Source organism: Pseudomonas sp. W2Aug9 (assembly GCF_023127755.1).
In the GTDB taxonomy this organism is placed as follows: domain Bacteria; phylum Pseudomonadota; class Gammaproteobacteria; order Pseudomonadales; family Pseudomonadaceae; genus Aquipseudomonas; species Aquipseudomonas synxantha_A.
In genome coordinates, this window is the sequence record NZ_SPKL01000010.1 from 670,476 (window position 1) to 689,013 (window position 18,538).

General features: G+C 60.2%; 19 protein-coding genes and 1 tRNA gene. 6 read left to right on the forward strand and 14 right to left on the reverse strand.

Going from position 1 to position 18,538, the window contains the following annotated elements; all coding sequences use genetic code 11:
- Positions 1-115 precede the first annotated feature (115 nt).
- The gene (locus E3O56_RS09910) at positions 116-1,009 is read right to left on the reverse strand and encodes a LysR family transcriptional regulator (RefSeq protein WP_248090951.1); all 894 of its coding nucleotides are present in this window, start codon (positions 1,007-1,009) and stop codon (positions 116-118) included.
- A gap of 95 nt (positions 1,010-1,104) precedes the next feature.
- Here E3O56_RS09910 and E3O56_RS09915 point away from each other — a divergent pair, with 95 nt between their 5' ends.
- Positions 1,105-2,274, forward strand: a complete 1,170-nt coding sequence (locus E3O56_RS09915; protein WP_248128146.1) for an MFS transporter — start codon at positions 1,105-1,107, stop codon at positions 2,272-2,274.
- Between the two features lie 93 nt (positions 2,275-2,367).
- On the opposite strand, the gene E3O56_RS09920 is transcribed toward E3O56_RS09915, so the two are convergent.
- From E3O56_RS09920 to E3O56_RS09935, 4 genes are all read right to left on the reverse strand, one after another.
- A tRNA-Gly gene (locus tag E3O56_RS09920) sits at positions 2,368-2,441 on the reverse strand.
- A 111-nt stretch (positions 2,442-2,552) separates the two neighbouring features.
- The gene (locus tag E3O56_RS09925) at positions 2,553-3,437 is read right to left on the reverse strand and encodes an alpha/beta hydrolase (RefSeq protein ID WP_078820531.1); all 885 of its coding nucleotides are present in this window, start codon (positions 3,435-3,437) and stop codon (positions 2,553-2,555) included.
- A gap of 304 nt (positions 3,438-3,741) precedes the next feature.
- Entirely contained in the window at positions 3,742-4,434 is a 693-nt protein-coding gene (locus tag E3O56_RS09930) for a pseudouridine synthase (RefSeq protein WP_032877284.1), read from the reverse strand.
- Positions 4,424-4,636: a cysteine-rich CWC family protein gene (locus E3O56_RS09935; RefSeq protein ID WP_248128147.1), complete on the reverse strand. Its 213-nt coding sequence runs from the start codon at positions 4,634-4,636 to the stop codon at positions 4,424-4,426. Before E3O56_RS09935 ends, E3O56_RS09930 begins: the two co-directional genes overlap by 11 nt.
- A gap of 244 nt (positions 4,637-4,880) precedes the next feature.
- On the opposite strand from E3O56_RS09935, the gene E3O56_RS09940 reads away from it, so the two are divergent.
- Positions 4,881-5,240 carry a hypothetical protein gene (locus E3O56_RS09940; protein ID WP_081883289.1) on the forward strand — a complete coding sequence of 120 codons (360 nt, stop codon included), beginning with the start codon at positions 4,881-4,883 and terminating at the stop codon, positions 5,238-5,240.
- Between the two features lie 156 nt (positions 5,241-5,396).
- Entirely contained in the window at positions 5,397-5,849 is a 453-nt protein-coding gene (locus tag E3O56_RS09945) for a DUF3757 domain-containing protein (protein ID WP_032877281.1), read from the forward strand.
- Here E3O56_RS09945 and E3O56_RS09950 read toward each other — a convergent pair.
- Complete coding sequence (locus E3O56_RS09950; RefSeq protein WP_078820535.1) at positions 5,835-6,947, reverse strand: enoyl-CoA hydratase/isomerase family protein; 1,113 nt, start codon at positions 6,945-6,947, stop codon at positions 5,835-5,837. The two genes, E3O56_RS09945 and E3O56_RS09950, sit on opposite strands and share 15 nt — an antisense overlap.
- Before the next feature lie 136 nt (positions 6,948-7,083).
- Between E3O56_RS09950 and ung the strand changes: the two genes are divergently transcribed.
- On the forward strand, positions 7,084-7,776 hold the full coding sequence (gene ung / locus E3O56_RS09955; protein WP_032877279.1) for a uracil-DNA glycosylase: 693 nt from the start codon (positions 7,084-7,086) through the stop codon (positions 7,774-7,776).
- 15 nt (positions 7,777-7,791) lie between these two features.
- Here ung and E3O56_RS09960 read toward each other — a convergent pair whose 3' ends face one another.
- From E3O56_RS09960 to E3O56_RS09985, 6 genes are all read right to left on the reverse strand, one after another.
- Positions 7,792-8,727 (reverse strand): YncE family protein, encoded by a 936-nt coding sequence (locus tag E3O56_RS09960; RefSeq protein WP_164699505.1) that lies wholly within the window; start codon positions 8,725-8,727, stop codon positions 7,792-7,794.
- A 118-nt stretch (positions 8,728-8,845) separates the two neighbouring features.
- A complete protein-coding gene (locus E3O56_RS09965) occupies positions 8,846-9,874 on the reverse strand; it encodes an AbrB family transcriptional regulator (protein WP_078820536.1) in 1,029 nt (342 codons plus the stop codon).
- Positions 9,867-11,381, reverse strand: a complete 1,515-nt coding sequence (locus tag E3O56_RS09970) for a tripartite tricarboxylate transporter permease (RefSeq protein WP_032877276.1) — start codon at positions 11,379-11,381, stop codon at positions 9,867-9,869. Before E3O56_RS09970 ends, E3O56_RS09965 begins: the two co-directional genes overlap by 8 nt.
- A gap of 1 nt (position 11,382) precedes the next feature.
- Complete coding sequence (locus tag E3O56_RS09975) at positions 11,383-11,841, reverse strand: tripartite tricarboxylate transporter TctB family protein (RefSeq protein ID WP_248128148.1); 459 nt, start codon at positions 11,839-11,841, stop codon at positions 11,383-11,385.
- Between the two features lie 147 nt (positions 11,842-11,988).
- Positions 11,989-12,972, reverse strand: coding sequence for a tripartite tricarboxylate transporter substrate binding protein (locus E3O56_RS09980; RefSeq protein ID WP_248128149.1), 984 nt, complete (start codon positions 12,970-12,972; stop codon positions 11,989-11,991).
- A gap of 47 nt (positions 12,973-13,019) precedes the next feature.
- Complete coding sequence (locus tag E3O56_RS09985; RefSeq protein WP_248128150.1) at positions 13,020-14,312, reverse strand: OprD family porin; 1,293 nt, start codon at positions 14,310-14,312, stop codon at positions 13,020-13,022.
- A gap of 247 nt (positions 14,313-14,559) precedes the next feature.
- On the opposite strand from E3O56_RS09985, the gene E3O56_RS09990 reads away from it, so the two are divergent.
- Together E3O56_RS09990 and E3O56_RS09995 are read left to right on the forward strand one after the other, a co-directional pair.
- Positions 14,560-15,231, forward strand: coding sequence for a response regulator (locus tag E3O56_RS09990; protein WP_005785982.1), 672 nt, complete (start codon positions 14,560-14,562; stop codon positions 15,229-15,231).
- On the forward strand, positions 15,224-16,609 hold the full coding sequence (locus E3O56_RS09995) for a sensor histidine kinase (protein ID WP_078820540.1): 1,386 nt from the start codon (positions 15,224-15,226) through the stop codon (positions 16,607-16,609). The genes E3O56_RS09990 and E3O56_RS09995 overlap by 8 nt, the downstream gene beginning before the upstream one ends.
- Here E3O56_RS09995 and E3O56_RS10000 read toward each other — a convergent pair whose 3' ends face one another.
- Both E3O56_RS10000 and E3O56_RS10005 read right to left on the reverse strand, forming a co-directional pair.
- Positions 16,610-17,431: an HDOD domain-containing protein gene (locus E3O56_RS10000; protein ID WP_032877272.1), complete on the reverse strand. Its 822-nt coding sequence runs from the start codon at positions 17,429-17,431 to the stop codon at positions 16,610-16,612.
- Positions 17,432-17,467: 36 nt separating this feature from the next.
- The gene (locus tag E3O56_RS10005; RefSeq protein WP_032877271.1) at positions 17,468-18,409 is read right to left on the reverse strand and encodes a folate-binding protein YgfZ; all 942 of its coding nucleotides are present in this window, start codon (positions 18,407-18,409) and stop codon (positions 17,468-17,470) included.
- Between the last annotated feature and the right edge of the window lie 129 nt (positions 18,410-18,538).

Sequence of the window (18,538 nt, forward strand, 5' to 3'; positions counted from 1 at the left end):
TATCAACACTCTACCTACCGATGGTCGATGTCCGGTATTTCGGTAGCGGTTGAAGGAAGTGTATGGCGGCGCTGGAATGGCGCCGCCGAGACGTATTGCGGGATTTTTCGCGGTATTACGGGATGTGTAATGCCTGTTCAAGTACACCAATAAATGCGTCCACCAATACGCCTCTTCCTGATGTCGGGGTAAGTACCAATAACTGCGCACATGCGTCCACTTCCTGCAGCGGTCGATACGTCACGCCTTTGTTCATCAAGCTCTGGGTACATTCCGGGACCAGCGCAACGCCTTGCCCGGCCGCCACCAAGGCAATGATCGAAGTGATCTGTCGCCCGGTCGGCCCAGGGCGCAGGGGCTGGCCGTGGTGTCGGTAAAGTTGCTCGATGGACTGGTTCAAGCCAGACCCGTAATCGGCCGGAAACAGAATCAGCGGATAAGTGCTGAGTTGCGCCACGCCGAGCATCGTTTGGCTGGCCAATGGGCTGTCGCTGGAGACGGCGGCCACCAACCGCTCCTCACCCAGCGATAACGCCTGGACATCGGCGCTTTGCGGCATCAGGCGGCTCAAGCCGATATCCAGGCGTCCGTCCGCCACCTGGGCGCCCAGGCTGCCGGAGGCGCATTCCACCAGGGTCAACTGCACATCGGGAAAGCGCTGGGCGAATGCCTGGATCGCCTGGCTGAACAGGTCCGACAGCGCGATTGAGCTGGCATATCCCAGTGCCAGTTGGCCTGCAGTGCCGGCGGCCAATTTACGCGCGATCACTTGCGCCAGTTCTACTTGCTCCAACACACCGCGGGCATAGGGCAGGAACGAACACCCCTGAGCGGTGAGGGTGACCGTGCGGCTGGTGCGGTCAAACAGCTTGAACCCCAACTCTGCCTCCAGCGCAGAAATCTGCCGAGTCAGCGGCGGTTGGGCCAGATGCAGGCGAAGTGCAGCACGGCCGAAGTGCAGTTCTTCAGCGACCGTCAGAAAGTAACGCAGCTTGCGTAGGTCGAGCATCCTGATCCTTGGGTATCAATCGGTCGGAATTCGGTATTGGTTAAAGGCACGCCGGCCATTCTATAAAGGCCGCACAAAATAAAACGAGAGGTTTCATGAAACTGCGCCTGCATTGTGCCCGCCTTGCCTTGTTCCTGTGTGGCTGCGCCGCATTCCTCAACCTCTACGCCACCCAGAGCATCCTGCAGGTGTTTGCGGCGCAGTTCGACATCAGCGCCAAGGCCGCTGGCTGGAGCATTACCGTGACCACGCTGGCGGTGGCGATCACTGCGCCATTTGTCAGCCACCTGACCCGACGCTTCGAGCAACGCACGGTGATAAGCCTGGCGGCGCTGTTGCTGGCGGGGCCGGCGTTGATGACGGCTTATGCTGACAGCTTCGCCGGAGTGTTGGTCTGGCGCTTTGTCGAGGGCATGCTGATCCCCATAGTGTTTGCCACGAGCGTGGCTTACATCGGCGATCGCTGGAGCGGTGGCACGGTGACTGAAGTCACCAGCCTGTATGTGGCGGGTACCGTGCTGGGTGGGTTCGCCGGGCGGTTCGTCACCGGAGTGGTGACCGAGTACGTGGGCTGGCGCGAAGCGTTTGAGTGGCTGGCCGTGTTGAGCTTGATGGTCGGCGGTTTTATCCAGTTTCTGCTGCCCGCCAATCGCCCGCGGGCGAAGCTGGCCAAGGCGGCTTGGTCAGGTGTTTTACGCACGCCGCTGATGGCTGCGTATGCCGTAGGTTTTTGCGTGTTATTTTCACAGGTCGCCGCCTTCACCTACGCAGGTTTGTACCTTGGCCTACCGCCTTTCAACCTCGGGCCTGCGGCCTTGGGAGCGCTGTACACCGTATTTCTGTTGGCGTTGATCGTGATACCCATCGCCGGCCGCCTCAGCAAAGCCCGCCCACAGGCCCAATTGCTGAGTATCGCCGCGGTGCTGGGCGTTTGTGGTTCGGCCCTGACCCTGGTGCCTTCCCTGGGGTGCATCGTGGTAGGCCTGGCCTTCAGCTCCACCGGCGTGTTCCTCGCCCAAGCCGCTGCCAATGCCTTCATCACCGCCAACGCTGGCGACAGCAAAGCAAGAGCAGTGGGGGTCTACCTGACCTGTTACTACCTGGGCGGTAGCTGCGGAGCTATCGTGCCGGCGCTGATTTGGGAGCGCTGGGGCTGGGCCGGGTGTGTGGGGCTGATCATCGGTTTGCAACTGCTGAGCCTGTTGATCGCGTTGGTGGGCTGGAAGCCTGTCGAACCCGAACGGGTTGGTGCACAACGCTCTTGAACCTCAAATCCCAGGCATAAAAAAACCGGTCACCAGGACCGGTTTCTATGCATCCTTCGCCAGATTCATCCTGACGCAGGTGCCACTTTCAAGTGGAGCGGGTAGAGGGAATCGAACCCTCAACTAAAGCTTGGGAAGCTTTCGTTTTGCCACTAAACTATACCCGCTCAGAGCGGCTGACTTTGTACCAGATGTTCGCCGCAATTTGAAGTTTTTCTTTGAAAAATGTGTGGGTTGCGTGTGGCGAGGGCGCTTGTTCGCCGTCGCCAGTCTCCATTTCAAAGGGTAGCTGCATGCTGCGTCTGCCCCTGGTGATATCGCAGCCGGCTCACCTGTCGCTCTGGTTTCAAGAAGCCCACCACTGCCTCACGGCTATCCCGGCACGCCGCTTTGTGCTCCATATCCAGAAAGTGCCCCGTGGCCTGGATGGTGCTGAAGCTGCTCTTGGCCACATGCTGGCCAAACAGCCTGGCATCCTCGGCGCTGGTGTATTCGTCCCATTCGCCGTTCAAGAACAACACCGGAATGTCGATCTGTTTGGCCGCCCTGAGGTAGCACAGCCGGTCGCTGTTGAGTACGTGGCTGATGTGAAAGTGCATCTGCCCATATTCGTGCTCGGCCAGGTTGCTGACGTGGCGGTAGTTGAAGCGCTTGAACAGCGACGGCAGATGCTTGCCGATGGTGCTGTTGACCAGGTGGCCGATGCGGTCGCGGTCGAGGTTGCCGAGGTAGTCGACACCGCGTTCAAGGTAATCGCGCATCGGTGCGTTGATCACTGGCGAGAATGAGCTGATCACGGCTTTTTCCACACGTCGAGGCCGGTGTGCAAGCGCGACCAGCGTGGCGGCACCGCCCCACGAAAAGGACAGCACATGCTCTGCGGCGAAGTGATCGAGCAGTTCCAGGAGAATCTGACCCTCAACTTCCTTTGTCAGCATCTGCTCATGGCGGTTATGGATTTTGGAACGGCCGGCGTAAGGCTGGTCGTACAAAACCACATTGAATTGCGGGTACAGGCTTTTCACGGTTTGAGCAAAGGACGCCGTGGTCGCCATGGAGCCATTGACCAGGACGATGGTCTTTTCAGCCGCGTCCGCGCGATAGAACTCCGTGTACACCCGATACTGACCCTGTATATCCAGCACAGCGATTTCTGGCCTCATGTCGTAAGACTCCTGGCAAGCGGGTAGTGCGCGCAGATCACTCTGCACGAGCTTTGTGACAGGTAGGCATACGCCTTGAAATGAGGGCCCATGTCGGTCCGATGACGGCTGGCCGGCGGGTATTGTTATGAAGGGCGGTTTGCCGGGATGGCCCGCAGATCAAGCGCGGACGAGGCAAGGTGTTTCTTGGAGATTATAGGGCGACTCATCAGTCATGATGTGGCGCAAGCCCTGAGTCAAGCAGCACAACCGGCAGGCCGCAAGTTGAACGGCCGGATTTTTGCCGGCGCTGGCCGAACGGTCGTCAGACCTGTCGGATTTCGTCGTCGGTCAATGGCCGGTATTGGCCCGGCGCAAGGCTTGTATCCAGAGCCAAGGGGCCCATCCGCTCGCGATGCAGGCCGGTCACCTTATTGTCGAAATGGCCAAACATCCGCTTCACTTGGTGATAGCGGCCTTCGATGATGCTCAAGCGCGCCGTCCTTGGGCCCAGCAACTCAAGTTCGGCAGGTTGGGTGGTGAGATCTTCGAAAGCGAAATACACACCCTCGGCAAAAGTCACCGCGTACTGTGCACCGATGTCCTGCTCGGTTTCCACGCGGTAAACCTTGGGCAACTTGGTCTGTGGTTGCGTCAGGCGCCGCGACCACTGGCCGTCGTTGGTAATCAGCATCAGGCCGGTGGTATTGAAATCCAGGCGACCGGCGATATGCAGCTCGGCCTTGTCTGGTACATCCAGCAAGTCCAGGACAGTGGGGTGTTGCGGGTCCGATGTGGCACTCACGCAGCCCTGGGGTTTGTGCAGCATGAAATAGCGCGCCGGTTTGCCTGCCTGCAGTACTTCACCGTCAACGCAGACATGGCTGAATTCGCGCACTGGATGATGAGGGTCGCTGATCTCGACCCCGTCGACGGTCACCCGGCGCCCCGCCAGCAGCAGGCGCACTTGCTGGCGATTGAACTGCGCCAGGTTGCTGAGGAAACGATCAACGCGCATTGCGGTTACGCAACTGTTCGTCCGCCTGGGCACAGCGCGGGCACAGGCAGGCTTTATTGCGCAGTTCATCGGACAAGGCTTCAAGCACCGCCGGATCGATGGTTACGCTGAAGCACCAGCAGGGCTGCTCGGCGGTACGCGGATCGGCCAGGGTGCAGTCGTTGCGAGCGCCGCAGGCAGGGCAAAGGGTGGGTGTGGTCATCGGTCGGTTCAGGCAGGAATCGGGCAGGGGCGCACAAGTCCTTGCACGATACAGCGCCGCTGAGTCCGGTTCCATCGCCGCGTCCTGAAGGCGAGCATTCACTTCGTCTGAAACAGATGTTTCGACTTATGTCGTAGGCGCACCAGATTCGGTTTTTGATGTCAGATATTTCGTCATTCAGTGAAGGCTGAATGCCGCTCTCCAGCGTCGCTGGAGGAGCTCTTCCGCGGTCCAGGAGGCCGCCATGTATAGACGACTGCTGCTTATCGCTTTGCTCGGCCTGACCTTGTCAGCTTGTGTGCCCTACTACGATGGAGGCGCCACTTACTATCGCTCCGAAGTCTATACCGCACCGGCGCCCGCCTATTATTACGGCGGCCCGCGTTATTCTCCCTATGGGCGCAGTTATTACACCCCAGCGCCTCGCTACTATGCACCACAACCTCGCTATTACTCGGCGCCGCGTTATTACCAGCCGGCACCGCGTTATTACCCAAGGGCGGGTTACCGACCTTACTCCAATCAAGGGTGGGGTAATCGCTGGGGCAACGGCGGGCATGGGCGTGGTTCCGATCACGGAGGTGGCCGCGGCGGTCATCGTTAAATATCTTGAAAAACAAGCGGCGCATCAAGCGCCGTTTTTTATAGGTACCGTATGTCCGTACTGTCAGATTTAACAGCTATCTTTGAGGCGATAGCTGTATTTCACTAGCGAAAAGCCCTGCGCTTTGCGTGGTGAAACTGAGCAGATGGAATCCCTATGTTCAAACAACTTATTTGCGTGCTCCTGCTGACGAGCTGCATCGTTGCATCGGCCAGAGCGGAGCAAGGCTGTCCTTACCCGGCGCAGGTCTCGTATGTCGACGGGCATTATCGAGCCGAGGACAACGGCCTGCGGTGGCAAAGCCCGAAGGTCAAGTATCGGGGCCTTATCGACGGATTCATCGGCGCGGTCTTCATACCGGGTGAGGACGAGCAGAGGGAAAACGGCTACATGGATAAGTGCATCTACCGCACCGGTTGGGACGGTGTGGTAGCACTGAGGCCCTACAAGGACAGTAAAATTATCAACATGTCATTGACCAGCACCTTGTATTGGGAACTGCGGCCCGGCGCGTTCACACTGCCGGTATATACCTGCACGGACAGCCAGCCGGACAACTGCGCTTTCAACGTCAACGACAAGCGAACGGACCTGTCAGTAGTCAGATAAATCCGCCAGAGGATTCCTACCTTCCCATGCCTTGCTGAAATGCGCGTGCACCACCGCTTCCGGAAGGGTATTGATATCCGGCCAATGCCAATGAGGTGTCTGGTCCTTGTCGATCAGGCGTGCTCGAACACCTTCGGCGAACTCTGGATGACGGCAGCAATTGAGGCTCATGGTGTACTCCATCTGAAACACCTGTGCCAGGGATAGATGACGGGCACGCTGAATCTGCTCCCACACCAGGTGTGCCGTCAGCGGGCAGCCTTCACTGAGGGTTTTACCCGCGCGGGCCAAGAGCGGATCGCTGTGATCACGCAACAGGCTCAATGCACGCCAGGCACACCGTATATCACCCACATCCAGCCATTCGTCGATCAGCCCACGGCGCGGCAACCATTGCGCTTCGGGTTGGTGGCCGACCGCTTCCTGGGCAAGGGCCTTGAGCAAACTGTTGAGCTGCATTGCGGCCTGTTCCTGCCAGTTCAGTTGCAGCAAACCGTCAAGCAGCTCGTCTTGCTGGTCATCACGCAGGAAGCGGTCAGCCAGGCCCAGTTCCAGGGCATCGCGGCCGTTGACATGAGCGCCGGTAAGGCCCAGGAACAAACCGAGCTTGCCCGGCAGGCGAGACAGAAACCAGCTGGCACCTACATCCGGGTACAACCCGATGCTGATCTCGGGCATGGCCAGGCGACTGCTCGGCGTAACAATACGTACCGAGGCACTTTGCAACAGACCCATACCACCGCCCAATACATAGCCGTGGCCCCAGCAAATCAGCGGCTTGGGGTAGGTATGCAAGCGGTAGTCGAGGCGATATTCGGCAGCAAAAAACTGCGCGGCCAGGGCCGGTACTTCGCCGGGTTGTTCACGGCACTCCTGAGCCAGGCTGCGCACTTCACCCCCAGCGCAAAAGGCTTTTGGCCCGTTGCCGCGCAACAACACACAGGCGATTTGCGGGTCGTTGGCCCAGGCATCCAGGCGTTCTGCCAACGCCAGAATCATGGGCAGGGAGAGGGCGTTGAGGGATTTTTGAGCGTCCAGGCTGGCGATGCCTATGCGCGCACCGCCGTTGCCGGCCAGTTCTTCGAAGTGCAGGTTCATTGTGACCTCAATCGAGAAGGTGAAGGATGAGTATGATCCCTTCGTGGGAAAGTGCCGGTGGTGTGTCAGATCAATTGACAAGCGGGGTCGGCTTTCCTAGGGTTCGCCTCATTCTTTTTTACAAGACAATTCAACTATGACCGATGGCGACCGTATCAAACTCGAACCCAGCTGGAAACACGCCTTGCGCGATGAGTTCGAGAAGTCCTACATGGCCCAGTTGCGCGAATTCCTGCGCCAGGAACATGCCGCCGGCAAAGAGATCTACCCGCCCGGTCCGTTGATTTTCAACGCTCTCAATTCAACGCCCCTGGACAAGGTCAAGGTCGTGATCCTCGGCCAGGACCCCTACCACGGTCCCGGCCAGGCCCATGGCCTGTGCTTTTCGGTACAACCGGGGGTGCCGGCGCCGCCGTCGCTGGTCAATATCTATAAAGAGCTCAAGCGCGACCTGAACATCGACATCCCCAACCACGGCTACCTGCAAAGCTGGGCCGATCAGGGCGTGCTGATGCTCAACACCACCATGACCGTGGAGCGCGCCAATGCCAATGCCCACGCGGGCAAGGGCTGGCAGTTCTTTACCGACCGAATTATCGAAGTGGTCAGCGAGCATCAGCCGCACCTGGTGTTCCTGCTGTGGGGCGCCCATGCTCAAAGCAAGCAGAAGCTCATCGATGCCACCAAGCATCTGGTGCTGACGTCGGTGCATCCGTCGCCGTTGTCGGCGTATCGCGGGTTTCTGGGCTGCGGGCATTTCAGCCGGGCTAACAAGTTTCTTGAACAGAATGGCGAGGCACCGATCGAGTGGCGGCTGCCGCCACTCTGAACCGGACGACCATGGCTACAGACGGACTTGCGACACTGTGCTATTGCCAATATTGGCCACGTAGGCGGTTCGGCCGTTGGGTGTCACGACGATACCCCGCGGTTTGTTGAAGCCTGTGAGGGTGTCCGTTACGGTTTGTGTGCGGGTGTGGAGGATACTCACGCGATCGCCATCGGTTTCCGTGATGTAGGCGAATTCGAGCATCGTATGAAATGCCACCTGATAGGGGCCTAGCAAACCGTCCAGTATGGTACTGACCTGTGCGGCGGAGGTATTGCCGATATAGACCTCACCACGGTCCTGGTAGGTGATGTAGACACGTGCGTTGAAGCGAGCATGAGCAATGGAGGTAGGTTGACCGGCAACGGTATTGGTTTGGGTCACAACCCTGTTGGTCCCCAGGTGGATGCTGGTCCACCCATCCAAATCCGAGGCAAGGTGTAAACGGGCGTTGCCGGGTGCTATCGCTATCTCTCGAGGGTAACGCACTGGGGTGGTGGCGATTCGCTGATGATTGGCGGTATCGATCACCACCACTTCCGATGCGGCGTGGTCGGCGACGTACAAGCGTGCTCCGGTAGAATTCAAGGCCAACCCATTGATGGCAGTAAACCCCCTGATCTGGTCACTGACGGTATCGGTCAAGGTGTCTATCACTGTGATCGGCGTATTGCTGGCCTGGCTGTTATCGCTGGCGTAAAGGCGCGGGGCCGTGGGGTGCATGGCCAGCCAAATGGGGGATCCCACATTGGTGATGGTCCTGACGACGCTAAAGTTCGCTGTGTCGATGACAGTAATGCCTTGTGGCAATGTGGAGCTTGCGACATACAGACGCGTTCCATCCCCATTGAGTACAAGGCGATTGGGGGAACCATGGACGGTAATCGTATTGACGATTGCGGCGGGCTCTTCATTCTCGTTTTCGAGCGTTGTTTCGGTTGGGGTCACCACGATTGCGCTCCTCAAAGGCAAGTCGCGCCATGGAACACTTGATAAGGTGAGCTTGGCTAGCTGTGAAGAGTGCCAGTTCAGACAAACGGTCGTGGCCCCTGAGGGGCCACTTCCAGAGTTAAGATTGGCGGTTCCAGTGCCTGAACAACGGCTCTGCCAAAAACAGCACAAACAGCAGACGCATCACCTGCATCGCGGTCACCAACGGTACCGACAATTGCAGGGTCTCTGCCGTCAGGCTCATCTCGGCAATGCCGCCAGGCATCATGCCCAACGTCAGTGAGCGCAGGTCCAGGTGGGTCAGCGCACTCAACCCTACCGCTGCCAACGTGGCGAGCGCCATGGTCAAGGCCGTGCCAATCAAGGTGCGGCCCATGAACGCCGGAGCGCTGCGGAAGAACTGCCGATTGAAGTGGCAGCCCAAACCGCTGCCGATCAACCATTGGCCGATCTGGCTGCCGCCGTCGGGTAGGCCGATGTGCAAGTCCCACGTCACACTGGCGATGGCGCTCACCAGCAACGGCCCGAACAGCCAGGGATTGGGTTGGCGCAAACGCTGCCAGCCCCAGGCCACCAGCGCACCTACCGGGAACAGCAGGGCCAGCCAGGCCCAGTCCACAGGTGCCGGGTGAAACTGCGGTGCACCGCCGCCCAGCAAATACTTGAAGATCGCCGGCACACACAACACCACCACCAGCACACGCAGGCTTTGCCCTGCCGCCACCCGGCTGAGTACCGCACCATTGCGGGCGCCCAGGTTGACCATCTCCCCGGAGCCGCCCGGCATACTGGAGAAAAACGCCGTGGCGCGGTCTTCACCGCTGCGGCGCATCAGCCACACACCCACCACGCTCGACAAACTGGTGACCAGCGCCCCGAAGAAGATCAGGCCGAAGTGGCTCATCACCTGTTCGATCACCACGGGCGTGAAGTGCAGGCCGATGCCGATGCCCACCACCCATTGGCCGCATTTGCGCCCGCCGGGAATCTCTGCCAACTGCCACGGCGTGAGGCAGCGCACCAGGATGATCGCCAGCAACGCGCCGACCATATACGGCAAAGGCCAGCCGACGAGGCTGGCCAGGTAACCGCCGGCCAGGCCGACCAGCGGTGTTCCCCACCAATGTTTGAAGGTGACTTCAGACATCGGCTACGGCACGGCGCTGCAAGGAGCGCTTGCGCCAGATACGCAGCAATGGCACGAGCAGCATGATGGCGGTCAGTACCCATACACCGAAGGTGATCGGGCTCGACCACAGGATCTCCAGCGCACCGTTGGAAATCGACAACGCACGGCGCAGGTTCTGCTCCATCAGGCCGCCGAGGATAAAACCGAGCAATACCGGCGACAGCGGGAAATCCAGCTTGCGCAGGATGTAGCCGAAGATGCCGATGCCGACCATCAGGAACAGGTCGAAGGTGGTGGCATGCACCGCATACACACCAATCGCGGTAATGATCGCGATCACCGGCACCAGTGCCCAGTTCGGCACGGCGAGGATACGGGTGAAGATACGGATCATCGGGATGTTGAGGATCACCAGCATGATGTTGGCAATGAACAACGATGCGATCAGGCCCCAGACGATGTCGGGTTGCTGTTGAAACAGCAGCGGGCCTGGGGTGATGTTGTACAGCGACAGGGCGCCGATCATCACCGCAGTGGTGCCCGAACCTGGCACGCCGAGCGTTAGCATCGGCACCAACGCGCCACAGGCGGACGCCCCAATGGCGGTTTCCGGTGCCGCCAGGCCGCGCATATCGCCCTGGCCGAACTTGCCGCTGGCACCGGCCATGCGTTTTTCGGTCATGTAGGCAACGGCCGAAGCCAGTGTTGCACCGGCACCCGGCAACACGCCCATGATGAAACCGAGCAAGCCGCAGCGGATGTTAACCACGAACACCGCACCCGCTTCCTTCAGGTTGAACATCATGCGTCCGGTGGCCTTGACCGCTTCCTGACCACGGTGAGTTTTTTCCAGCAGCAACAGGATCTCGCTGATGGAGAACAGGCCCAGCACCAGCACCACAAACTGGATGCCATCGGTGAGGTGGATGTTATCTCCGGTAAAGCGATACACGCCGCTGTTGGCGTCGATGCCCACTGCCGAGAGGAACAGCCCGATCAGCGCCGCCACGAAGGTCTTCAGCGGCTTGTCACCGGCCATGCCGCCCAGGCACACAATCGCGAACACCATCAGTACGAAATATTCCGCCGGGCCGAAGGCAATCGCCCATTTGGCCAGCAGCGGGGCAAACAGCACCATGCCGCAGGTAGCGATAAACGCACCGATGAACGAACTCCATGCCGACAACGACAGTGCTACGCCAGCCAGGCCTTTGCGGGCCATCGGGTAACCGTCGAGGGTAGTCATCACGGTGGACGCTTCGCCCGGGATGTTGAGCAGGATCGAGCTGATGCGGCCGCCGTATTCGCAACCCAGGTACACCGCTGCGAGCAGGATCAACGCTGACTCCGGCGGCAGGCCCAGGGCGAATGCGATGGGGATCAACAGCGCCACGCCGTTGATCGGGCCCAGGCCCGGCAGCAGGCCCACCACGGTGCCGATCAAAGTGCCGCACAGCGCGGTCACCAGGTTGTACGGGCTCAGCGCGACGCCGAAACCCTGGCCCAAATAGCCAAAAGTATCCATATCAGTTCTCCAGAACGTCGAGCAGGCCGAGGGGCAACGGCACATCCATGGCTTTATCGAACAGCAGGTACAAGCCGATAGCCATCAGGCCGACGATCACCACGCTGGGCATCCAGCGGCCGCCATACAGGCGCGCCATTGGAATGCCGATCAACATGCTGCTGAGAATGAACCCCAGGGATTCGAAGGTGGCGGCGAACACGAGCAACAGCGCGACGCAAAGGCCGATCTTGATCAGGGTTTCGCGGTCCAGCGCCGGTTCTTCTTCGGTGTGCCTGGTCGGTTGCGGGCGAAACAGCATGTAGATCAGCGCCAGGCTCATCAGCCCGAGCATCAGCAGCGGGTAGGCACGTGGGCCGACCGGCTCGTAGGAAAACGCCGCCTGATACGGCCAGGCCATCAGGGCCAGGCCGGCGCAGGCCATCAACAGCGCTGCAGCGAAAATGCGTTGTAAGAGCATAGAAAACTCCAAGGCCCCTCTTGTAGAAGCGAGCTTGCTCGCGAAAAACTTCAACGATAACGCGTGCTGTCTGGACGCACGTGGATGTCCTTGGGTTCTTCGCGAGCAAGCTCGCTCCTACAGGGGCATTACACAAATGACGGGCGTTTACTGGATCAGGCCGAACTCTTTGGCCAGCACTTTGTAGTCAGCCACCTGTTTCTTCACGTAGGTGTCCAGCTCCGGGCCGGTCATGGCAAACGGGAACAGCTCGCGCTGGTCACGCAGCTTGGCGAACTCGTCGGAGGCCAGCAGCTTGTCGAAGGCGTCTTTCCACCAGGCGTAGTCGGCATCGCTGACTTTTGGCCCAAGGTAGAAACCGCGCACCACCGGCCAGACGATGTCGTAGCCTTGCTCCTTGGCAGTGGGGATGTCTTTCATTTCCGGCTCGTCCAGGCGTTTCTCGGAGAACACCGCCAACAGGCGCATGTCACCGCTGAGGATGTGCGGCATGGAGTCGGAGATGTCGGTACTACCCACCTGGATATGACCGCCGAGCAGGGCGGTAGCGATTTCACCGCCGCCTTCAAGGGCCACATAACGCAGTTCACGCGGGTTGATGCCGGCGGCCTTGGCGATCAGTGCGGTTTGCATCCAGTCCTGGCTGCCGACGGTGCCACCGGAACCAATCACCACCTTGCTCGGATCTTTCTTCAACGCCTGGACCAGATCGTCGAGGGTCTTGTAGGGCGAGTCGCTTTTCACCGCGATGGCGCCGTAGCTGGTGCCCACCGCCGCCAGCCAGCGCACGTTGGTTTCGTCGAAGCGACCGAACTTGCCTTGGGCCAGGTTCAACAGCGAACCACTGGACCAGGCCACCAAAGTGCCTGCGTCCGCAGGGCGCTGGGCAACCACTGCGTTGTAGGCCACCGCGCCAACGCCGCCGGGCATGTAGGTCACACGCATCGGCTTGCTCAGCAGCTTCTGGTTGACCAGCGCGCTTTGCGCCAGCTTGCAGGTCAGGTCGAAACCGCCGCCAGGTGAGGCCGGGGCGATGCATTCCGGGCGCTTGGGTTCGTCAGCGGCCAGCAGTTGGCCGGCGAACAGCAGGCAGCCGGCGACGAGGGCAAATTTACGCACTGAAGGGTTCATGGTTATCTCCATCGTTGTTGTTATAAGGTTTTAGTACCAACGCACATTTACCAAAGGGCAATGCTATAGCTGACCAGCAAGCGCATTTCATCCGCATCGCGGGCTGAATAGTTGGAGCGGTAGGTCGCGTTACGCAGGCGCACAGCCACATCCTTGAACGTGCCGCTTTGCAGCACGTACTTGATCTCGCTGTTGCGCTCCCACTCTTTGCCCGTTTGGCCGTTCTTGAGCTTGATGTTGTCGCCCGACAGGTAACGGCTCATGAAACTCAGGCCTGGAATCCCCAGCTTGGCGAAGTCGTAGTCGTAGCGTGCCTGCCAGGAGCGTTCTTCGGCGCCGGCAAAGTCGTTGATCTGTACGAAGTTGACCAGGTACGGGTCGCTGCCATCCACATACGGAAAGGCGCTGTCGCCGGACATGTGCTGGTAGCCGGCGCTGAGCTTATGGCCATTGAGGGCATAGCTGAACAGGCCGTTGAGGGATGTGTTGTCGATATTGCCGCCGCGGGCGCTGCCAGTGTCGTCACTGATGGCCATGCGCAGGTCGGCGGCAAAGATGCCGGGGCCCATCGGCCGCGCGGCGACCAGGCCGAGGAAATGCTGGCGGTACACGTCATCGAGTTGGGCGAAGTGATAGCTGCCGGTGATTTTGTCGGCGAACCTGTAGTCCACGCCGCCGAAGTTGAAGTGCTTGCCGGTGGCGCCACTGAGGAAGCGGCTGTTCTTGTTATTGAGCGCAATATCTTCGTAATTGGTGTCGTCGCGGTCCTTGGCCTTATCCAGGCGGCCACCAGTGAACACAAGGTTCTTGAATTCCTTGGACGTCAGCAGGCCACCGTTGAAGGTCTGCGGCAGGATGCGACCGTCGTTGGGCTTGAGGATTGGCAATTCGGGTATCAGCGCGCCGATCTTCAGCTCGGTGGCGGAGATTTTCACTTTGCCGGTCAGGCCCAGCTTGGAGTACTCATTGGCGGCACGGCCGTCGTCGTGGGTCGGCAGCAGGCCGGTGCCGGTGCGGTCGGGGCTGGAGTCGAGCTTGATGCCGAGCATACCCAGCGCATCCACGCCAAAACCGACAGTGCCGTCGGTGTAGCCCGATTGCAGGTTGAGCATGAAACCCTGGGCCCATTCATCGCGTTTGGATTGCTGTGCACGGGTACCGTCGCGAAAGTCGCGGTTGAAGTACATGTTGCGGGTTTCCAGGGTCGCGCTACTGTCTTCGAAGAAGGCAGCCTGGCTTAGCGGCGAAAAGCCGGCGAGGGCGCAAGCACTGGCGAGAGCGGTGTGGCTCAGACGGCAAGAACGAACAGGCGTGCAAGCCTGGGGCTGTGTCGACAGCATCGTGATGGACTCCGTTATTGTTCTTATTTTTGGCGAAAACGCTTCGAGGCGTTTTTCGGGCGCTACGGATGAGGCAGCTCGGCGGGCAGAAACCACCGTAGCTGGATGCTAAAGGGCGAAGCTTTCACTAACCTTTCAATTGTCTTTCAATGTTTTCGGGCTTCACAGGGCAGGTTGCGCCTGTAAACTCGCCGGCCAGCGGGCCAATAAAACGCCGCGCCGACCACTCCTCATGAGGTAGAAATCCATGCGTGTCCTCCTGGTTGAAGACCATCTGCAACTTGCCGAAAGTGTTGCGCAAGCGCTCAAGGGCATGGGTCTGACCGTCGACGTGCTGCACGATGGTGTGGCCGCGGACCTGGCCTTGGGCAGCGAGGAATACGCGGCGGCGATCCTCGATGTGGGCCTGCCGCGCATGGATGGTTTCGAGGTGCTGGCGCGCTTGCGGGCCCGAGGGAAAAACCTGCCGGTGCTGATGCTGACGGCACGCAGTGATGTCAAAGACCGCGTGCACGGCCTGAACCTGGGCGCCGATGACTACCTCGCCAAGCCGTTCGAACTGACGGAGCTGGAAGCGCGGGTCAAGGCGCTGCTGCGCCGCAGTGTACTGGGTGGGGAGCGCCAGCAGACGTGCGGGGTGCTGGTATACGATCTGGACACACGACGCTTCACGGTTGGCGGTGAATTGATGACGTTGACCTCCCGCGAGCAAGCCGTGCTCGAAGCCTTGATCGCCCGACCGGGCCGCGTGATGAGCAAAGAGCAATTGGCCTCTCAGGTTTTCGGCCTGGACGAGGAGGCCAGCCCCGATGCCATCGAAATCTACGTGCACCGCCTGCGCAAGAAGCTCGACGGCCAGCCCATCGCCATCGTGACGTTCCGCGGCCTGGGCTACTTGCTGGAAGCCCGCGATGCATAAGCCCAGCAGTCTGCGCTGGCGCTTGCTGTGGAACCTGGCGCTGTTGCTGGTGCTGTTGATGCTCGCCAGCGGCATGAGCGCCTACTGGAACGGGCGCGAAGCCGCCGACACGGCCTATGACCGCACGCTGTTGGCTTCGGCGCGCACCATTGCCGCAGGCTTGACCCAGGTGGACGGCACCCTCAGCGCCAATGTGCCGTATGTGGCCCTCGACACTTTCGCCTACGACAGTGCCGGGCGCATCTATTATCAGGTCAACGATATCCATCAGAAGCTGATTTCCGGTTACGAAAACCTCCCAGGCCCGCCGCCCGGCACTCCCCGCACCGACGATTACCCGGCCTTGGCGCGCTTCTACAACGCCATGTACCAGGGCCAGCACGTGCGAGTGGTGAGCCTGCTCAAGGCCGTTTCCGAGCCGAACATGAATGGGATGGCCGAGATTCGTGTCGCGGAGACCGACGAAGCACGCGTTGCCATGGCCCGCAGCTTGATGGCCGACACGTTGCTGCGCCTGGGGATGCTGGCCATCGGCGCGTTGCTGCTGGTGTGGTTTGCGGTGAGCGCTGCACTGCGTCCGCTCGAACGCCTGCGTACAGCGGTGGAAGAACGCCAACCCGATGATTTGCGGCCGCTGCCATTGGTGGAAGTTCAGGATGAGTTCGGCCCGCTGGTGCGCTCCCTCAACCATTTCACCGAACGTCTGCGCGGCCAGTTCGAGCGCCAGGCCCAGTTTATTGCCGATGCAGCCCACGAACTGCGTACGCCCTTGGCGGCGCTCAAGGCTCGCCTGGAACTGGGCTTGCGTGCCCAGGAGCCGTCCACCTGGCACAGCACCCTGGAAAGCGCTGCCCAGGGCACCGACCGCCTGACCCATCTGGCTAATCAATTGTTGTCCCTGGCCCGTATCGAAAACGGTGCCCGAGCCATTGCTGAAGGAGGCGCGCAGTTGCTCGACCTCAGCCAGTTGGCGCGCGAACTGGGCATGGCCATGGCGCCGCTGGCTCACGCACGCGGGGTGGCCCTGGCACTGGAGGCGGACGAGCCGGTCTGGTTGCGCGGTGAACCGACGCTGTTGAATGAGCTGCTGAGCAATCTGGTGGACAACGCTATGGCCCATACGCCACCTGGCGGCAATGTGATTTTGCGCGTGACCGCGCCGGCGGTGCTGGAGGTTGAGGATGATGGCCCGGGCATCCCATTGGATGAGCGGGACCGGGTATTCGAGCGCTTTTATCGCCGTAGCCAGCAGGGTATGGGGTCGGGCTTGGGGCTGGCAATTGTCGGGGAGATCTGCCGTGCGCACCTGGCGCAGATCAGCCTGCATGATGGCGAGTTGGCTGGGTTGAAAGTGCGCGTGAGTTTTATCGCCGGTTGATCAGTAGAACATCGACCGTGCTTCATCCAGTTCGGTGCGCGATTTCTCGCTGTAGAGATCAATTCGCAGCTTTTTCATCGCAGGTACGCTGGTAATGTCGACTTTCGCCAGCGGATGATCGGTGTTGTGATGGCAGTAGAGCACGGCGATCTGCACCAGATCCACATAGTCGAGTGTGGCAGAGTTGCGTTCCAGGTTCAGGTACTGGCCCGGCAGTTTCGCCAGCATTTCGGGGAAGTCCCAGCCACTCAGCAGTTTGTCGCCCAGTAACGGATGAATACTTTCGATGACGTGGTTGAGGCTGACCGGGTCGGAAAGCAGCTCGTAGTGGTCTTCGGCGTAGGTGAGGATCGGCAGCACGCCGATCTGATGCACCAACCCGCCGAGGGCCGCCTGGTCGGCCTTGAGGTGACTATGCCGGCGACACAAGGCATAGCTGACGCCGGCGACTTCCAGGCTACGGCACCACACATCGCGCATTTTCTGTGCGACCACTTCGGAGCGGGCGTGAAAAATCTGCTCCATCACCAGGCCGATGGCCAGGTTGCTGCTGTAGTTGGTGCCCAGCCGCGTGATGGCCGTGTGCAGGTCGGTGACTTCCTGGCTCGCCCGTAACAGCGGGCTGTTGACCACCTTGATCAGGCGCGCCGACAGGGCGGTGTCGCGACTGATCACCTTGCTCAAATGACTGATGCTGATCTCAGGGTCTTCGGCGGCCTGGCGAATTTTCAGGGCCACCTCCGGCAATGTCGGCAGAACCAGGTCATCGTTGTCGATGGCCGTCACCAACGCCTGTTGGACTTTTTCCGCCAGCTTGTTCATTCATGCTCTCTAGGGTGCTGCAAAAAGGTATGGCGATTAACGCTGGATCTCGCGATCACGGTCCAGTTGGTAAGGCAGATCAAGCAGCTGCAGGCCGGGCCCTTCCAGGCTGCCTGTACGCACGTCGCCACTCTCGGCTGCTTCGGCTTGCAGCACAGCGAGAAGTTCAATCGACTGGTCAGCTTTTGCCGCGATCACGACCTCGCCAACCGCGCTGTTATGGTCTGGGGAAAACAACGGCGTGCCGGGCTCGGGTAATTGCGTGGCTTCAAGGCTCAGTCGATACAGGCGCCGCTTGAGTTTGCCCAGGTATTGCATGCGCGCGACGATTTCCTGGCCGGTGTAGCAGCCTTTCTTGAAACTGACGCCGCCCACGGCTTGCAGGTTGAGCATCTGCGGGATGAACAGTTCGCGGGTCTGCGCCATTACCTGGCCGATACCCGCGCGAATCTGGCCAAGTAGCCAGGCATTCAACTCAGCCTGTGGCAATTGTGCGGCCAGTTGGTTGCGCACGGTGTCGGCTTGTTCGGTGGGCACCCAGAGTTCGGCACGGCCAGGGGACACGCGAATAGCGATCAAGGTGTCGGTGCGCACCACGCTGTCGGTTTCGGCGGGTAGCGTCAGGCCAAGGGCGGCCAGGGACGCGTCTGCGTTCGCCAATCCGAAGCGCACCCAAGCGGCGCTTTCGTCGGTAAGTTTGGATTTGGAGAACACCGCGTATTTCTTCAGGTCTGCCAACTGCGGTTCGAGCAGCTCCGTGGCCATGGCCAGGAGTACGCCGTCACCTTGCAGCAGGATGCGGAAGCTGGACTGCATCCGGCCTTTTTGCGTACAGCGCGCGCCCAGGCTGGCCTGGGTATCACTCAGGTAATTGAGGTTGCAGGTCAGCTGGCCTTGCAGGAATTTGGCAGCATCAGAACCGCGGACGGCGAGAACGCCTTCGTGGGACAGGGGGCAGAAGAAAGCAGAGTCAGCCATGGGTCATCGCAGGTTAAAAAGTCATGGGTGCATCATAGAGGGGCGTCCGGCAAATGCATAGTTTCGTCGCGGGCGACCAAAGCCGACTGTTCCGGTGTCGCCGGGCCTGTATACTTGCGCTCTATTTGA